Genomic DNA, 4,865 nt, shown 5'->3' with positions numbered 1-4,865 from the left:
GATCTCGTAGCCCGCGGGCAGGGTGAGGAACTCGGAGAGCCCGCCGCGGATCGAACCGACCAGGTTCTTCACCGGCGCCTGGCGGTGGGAGGTGCCCAGCGGTCCGCGGGCGGCGGTCTGCAGGGCGGCGACCTGCTCGTCCCGGACCTTGGAGGGGCCGGCGCCGAAGCGGCCGTCGGCGGGCAGCAGATCGCTGGGGATGGTCACGCGTGCAGCAGATGCAGCTGACATGGGGGTGCTCCTCGACTGTGGTCGGTCCGGCCGGAGGCGTCGGCGGGCCGGAGAGTCGGCCCAGCCACTATGCTGTCAGTGGTGCAGGACGCCGTGCTTCACGGTATCAAGAGCCTTCGTGCCGCGAGCCTCCGGACGGGCCGCCGTCGCCGGGCGACATCGCCGTCGTCGACGACGCCCCGGGCCCGGGGCTGGGGCGGGACGCAGGACCCGGCTGAGGAAAGTGATCCCCTTTTGACAGATCTCATCGACACCACCGAGATGTACGTGCGCACGATCCTCGATCTCGAGGAGGAGGGCATCGTGCCGCTGCGCGCGCGCATCGCCGAGCGCCTCGAGCACTCGGGGCCCACGGTGTCCCAGACAGTGTCGCGGCTGGAGCGCGACGGGCTGCTCTCGCTGACTCCGGAGCGGCATCTCGAGCTGACCGAGGCCGGCCGCGAGCTGGCCGTGCGGGTGATGCGCAAGCACCGGCTCGCCGAGCGGCTGCTCTCCGACGTGATCGGCCTGGACTGGCCGCACATCCACGAGGAGGCCTGCCGCTGGGAGCATGTGATGAGCGAGCGGGTGGAGCGCCGGCTGGTCGAGCTGCTCGAGGATCCGGTGGTCTCGCCCTACGGCAACCCCATCCCGGGGCTGGAGAAGCTCGGCGTCTCGCGCGCCCAGCAGGTCTCCGAGCAGCTGGTCACCCTGCGTCGGGTCGCCGAGGAGGGCGGCGACGTCGAGGGCGGCGCGGCCGCGTCCGACGGCGGCGCGGGTCGGGCGTGGCGGGTGCAGCGGCTGGCCGAGTCCATCCAGGTCGAGCCGGAGGTGCTCGAGCAGCTGCTCGAAGCCGGCATCCGCCCCGGCGTGCGGGTCACGCCCGGCGAGGTCACCGAGGCCTACGTCTCGCTGGTCGTCGCGTCCGAGGATGCGGGCGAAGAGATCGAGGTGGAGCTCCCGCTCGAGGTCGCCCAGCACATCTTCGTCGACCGCGGCTGAGTTCGGCCGAGGTCGCCCGGGCGCAGCTGAGGGCGGAGGCCGGAGTGCGTCGGCGGTCACCGGTGGATCACGCGATGGTCACAGGGCGTGCCTCCCGGCATGTCGCGGAGGTCGTGCCGCCGTCGTGCTCCGACCGCCACCCGGAGCTGCCCTGCAGAACGGCTCTGATCTGGAGCGATGATGCGCGTCGCATGCTCGCCGCCGTGACGCGGCACAGGACGGCGCGAGGCGGCGTACGGCGCGCCGTGACCTGAGCGTGACAATTATATCGATCTGTTATAGCGTCGTGTCCGGTGCGTGGGACGTGTTGTTCGTGGTCCCACGAACCCCTCGGCGGAACCACCCTGCCGCCGTCGAGGCAGAGATGACGACTACCGCACGGCAGGGGCGGGGACCCGCGGTCGAGCAGGACCTGGAGAGCAGGCTGACCCCCGGCCGAGCGCTCCACACCGGCAGCCCCGTCACAACAGGGAGAGGTTTTAACCACGTGACTGACACCACGACGTACAGCTCGCGCCGCGAGCGTCGCCGTCAGGCCGAGCCCCGACTGGCTCGCGCCGTCGTCCAGAACGCCGGCAGCGCGGGCCGCAGCGCCGCCGTCGTCGCCGCAGCGTCCGGCCTGGTCCTTTCGACCGGCGCGGCCGCCGCCGCGGACCAGGGCTCCGAGGAGCGCGCGGTCTCGACGCTGGAGGTCGCCCAGTCCGGCCTGTCCGTCGAGCGGGCCAGCAAGAACGAGGCCACTGCGGTCACCGCGTCCGACGACGTCGAGCTCACCTTCGACCGCCCCGAGGTCTCCTCGACCCCGGCCCCGGAGGGGCCGACCGAGACGGAGCTCGAGGCTCAGCGTCAGGCTGAGCAGGAGGCCGAGGAGGAGGCCCAGCGTCAGGCCGAGGCCGAGCGCCAGGCTGAGCAGGAGGCCGCCCAGCAGGAGCAGGCCGCCGCGGAGGAGTCTTCGCAGGAGTCCAGCGCCTCGCTGTCCGACTACCGGTCCGGCACCCGCGGGCTGGTCGAGGAGCTGGCCCAGCAGGAGGGCGTCAGCGCCACGGCGATGTTCGACCAGCTCATCGGCGACTCCGCCTACAGCTCGGGCGGCGTCCTCGACCACGCGGCCCTGCAGGCCCGGGTCGACGAGCTGACCGGCGCGGACGAGCAGCCGGCCGAGCAGGAGAGCCAGGAGCCGCAGACGACGGTCGCGTCCGTGGAGGACGAGGAGCCGGAGCAGTCGGAGGCGCCCGAGGAGCCGGAGCAGACGCAGAGCTCCAGCGCCGGCTCGCTGAGCGGCGTCGTCTCCGCCGCCTACTCCGGTCTCGGCACCCCCTACGTCTATGGCGGCAAGGGCCCGGGCGGCTGGGACTGCTCCGGCTTCGTCGCCTGGGCCTACGCCCAGGCCGGCTACAGCATCCCGTCGAGCACCTCGGCCATCCAGGGTGCGGGCAACCTGCGCTGGACCGACAACCCGCAGCCGGGAGACCTGGTCATCCAGAACGGCGGCGGCCACGTGGGGATCTACGTGGGCAACGGCCAGTTCATCGGCGCTCAGAACCCGTCGACCGGCACGCTGCAGTACAGCTACGAGTCTCGTCCGGGCAACAGCCACGTCGGCTACATGACCCTGCGCTGAGCAGGGTCGGCCGAGCCGACGGGCGTCGACCGGGATCGACGTCCATCACGATGACGCCGCAGGCGCCGTCCCCACCGGGGGCGGCGCCTGCGGCGTCTCTGCATCCGGCCGCGCCGTCGCCCCGCTGTCCTGTATTCTCCTCGGCGTGTGACTCGAGTCATGGGATGTCGTTCTGTCCGCCGACCGTCTATATTGTGGGGAAATGAGGCGCGGACCGGCGCCCTCGGCGCTGCTCCGTGCTCGATTCGACGAGGGACGGAGGGACCGCCATGCGCACCCTGGTGCTCAACGCCGGCTATGAGCCGTTGAGCGTGGTGTCCTCCCGTCGTGCCGCCGTGCTGGTGATGCGCGGCAAGGCCAGCGTGCTGGCCGAGGACGGTGGACCGATCGTCTCGCCGACGACGCTGTGGCCGCGGCCGGCCGTCATCCTGCTCCACCAGTACGTCCGCGTCGTGCGCCGCCGGCCCGGATCGCCCTCCCGGCGCGGCATCCTCCGCCGTGACCAGCAGCGCTGCGCCTACTGCAGCCGGCCGGCCGACACCGTCGACCATGTCGTCCCCCGCTCCCGCGGCGGCGACTCCAGCTGGGAGAATCTCGTCGCCTGCTGCGGCCCCTGCAACCTGCGCAAGGGTGACCGCACCCTCGGCGAGCTCGGCTGGTCGCTGCGCGTGACGCCGACGGCGCCCCGTCACCCCACGTGGCTGCCCCAGGAGCTCGACACCCCGCATGAGCTCTGGATGCCCTTCCTCGAGCATGCCCGCTGAGCGCGGCCGCTCCGCCGCCGAGGGGCCGCAGTGCGCGGCGGTGCTGCTGGCCGGCGGGACCGGATCTCGCCTCGGCGGGGCGGAGAAGGCGCTGCTGCGGCGCGGTTCCACGACGCTGCTGCGGGCCTGGCTCGCGGCGCTGGCCGGACGCTCCATCGACGTCGCCGTGGTCGGGCCGTCGCATCTGCGCCCACAGCTCGACGCCCCCGAGCTCTCGCCCCGGACCGCCGCCGCTCCTGGCCCGAAGGTGCTGCTGACCCGCGAGGACCCGCCGCTCTCCGGGCCCGCCGCCGGCGTCGCGTCCGGGGTCCGGACGCTGGCCGCCGCCGAGCTGCTGCCGCGCGAGGGGCATGTGCTGCTGCTCGCCGTCGACACCGTCGACCCGGCCCTGCTGCTCGACTGGCTGCAGGGCTTCGCCCCCGAGCCCGGACGCGGCGTGCTCCCCGCCGACGCCGCGGGCCGCGAGCAGCGGCTGGCCAGCATGGTCGACGCCGCGGCCCTGCGCCGGACGGTGGAGGCGCTGGCCCCGGGGGAGGAGGCCGGATGGCCGCTGCGTCGGCTGCTCGAGGGACTCGCCGTCGACCGGCCGCGGCTGCCCGCGGGCCTCGGCCGTGACGTGGACACCCCCGCCGACGCCGCCGCGCTGGGAGTCGAGATCCCCGACGCGGAGCGCGGTCGACCGCTGTGAGAAGCTGAGGACTCCCGATCAGCACACCGGACTGAGCTCCGAGCCCCGCGCGAGACCGGGCTCAGCACCAGACAGGAGGCGCGCAGATGGCTGATGGACGAACCGAGGACGCTCCGGGGGCGCAGGCCGGGGGAGCGGGGCAGGATGCCGCCCGCGAGGCGATCGAGGACTGGGTGCGCGAACTGGCGCACCACCTGGAGATCGACGACGTCGAGCTCGACGTCGACGCCGTGCTCGGGCTGGCCGGTCAGGCGGCCCACACCGTGGTGCGGCCGGCAGCCCCGGTGACCACCTACCTGATCGGCTATGTCTCGGGTCTGGCCGAGGCCACCGGGCAGGCGGACCGCCCCACGGCCTCGCGGGCGGCCTCGCGGGTGGCCGCCGAGCTGCTCGCCCGCCGCCGGGACGCCCGGGACGCCCAGGAAGCCGGCGACGCCGGAGGCTCCGGCGACTCCGCGGGCGCGCAGGACGCATGACCGACCAGCACGCCGCTCCGACGCTCGCCGAGGCTCGACGCCGAGCGGCCGCCGCGGCCGTCGCGCTGCGCGGCCCGGGCGTTCCGACGTCCCCGCGGCGTGCG

At 73.9% G+C, this 4,865-nt stretch carries 5 protein-coding genes and 1 pseudogene; 5 read left to right on the top strand and 1 reads right to left on the bottom strand.

From position 1 onward, the window contains the following. Positions 1-231 (bottom strand): annotated as a pseudogene (locus GU5_RS0100485) (phosphoserine transaminase); the annotation flags it as partial. 234 nt (positions 232-465) lie between these two features. On the opposite strand from GU5_RS0100485, the gene GU5_RS0100480 reads away from it, so the two are divergent. The 5 genes from GU5_RS0100480 (at position 466) to GU5_RS17325 (ending at position 4,761) form a co-directional block, all read left to right on the top strand. Beyond that, the gene (locus GU5_RS0100480) at positions 466-1,212 is read left to right on the top strand and encodes a metal-dependent transcriptional regulator (protein ID WP_010523617.1); all 747 of its coding nucleotides are present in this window, start codon (positions 466-468) and stop codon (positions 1,210-1,212) included. A 487-nt stretch (positions 1,213-1,699) separates the two neighbouring features. After that, positions 1,700-2,833, top strand: coding sequence for a C40 family peptidase (locus GU5_RS17465; RefSeq protein WP_010523616.1), 1,134 nt, complete (start codon positions 1,700-1,702; stop codon positions 2,831-2,833). Positions 2,834-3,102: 269 nt separating this feature from the next. Beyond that, positions 3,103-3,597 carry an HNH endonuclease gene (locus GU5_RS0100470; RefSeq protein WP_010523615.1) on the top strand — a complete coding sequence of 165 codons (495 nt, stop codon included), beginning with the start codon at positions 3,103-3,105 and terminating at the stop codon, positions 3,595-3,597. Further along, positions 3,587-4,285 (top strand): molybdenum cofactor guanylyltransferase, encoded by a 699-nt coding sequence (locus tag GU5_RS0100465; protein WP_010523614.1) that lies wholly within the window; start codon positions 3,587-3,589, stop codon positions 4,283-4,285. Before GU5_RS0100470 ends, GU5_RS0100465 begins: the two co-directional genes overlap by 11 nt. An 86-nt stretch (positions 4,286-4,371) precedes the next feature. Next, entirely contained in the window at positions 4,372-4,761 is a 390-nt protein-coding gene (locus GU5_RS17325; protein ID WP_010523613.1) for a DUF6457 domain-containing protein, read from the top strand. The last annotated feature ends 104 nt before the right edge of the window (positions 4,762-4,865 follow it).

It is taken from the genome of Nesterenkonia sp. F, from assembly GCF_000220985.1.
GTDB lineage: Bacteria > Actinomycetota > Actinomycetes > Actinomycetales > Micrococcaceae > Nesterenkonia.
This window is presented reverse-complemented; position numbering and strand designations above follow the sequence as displayed.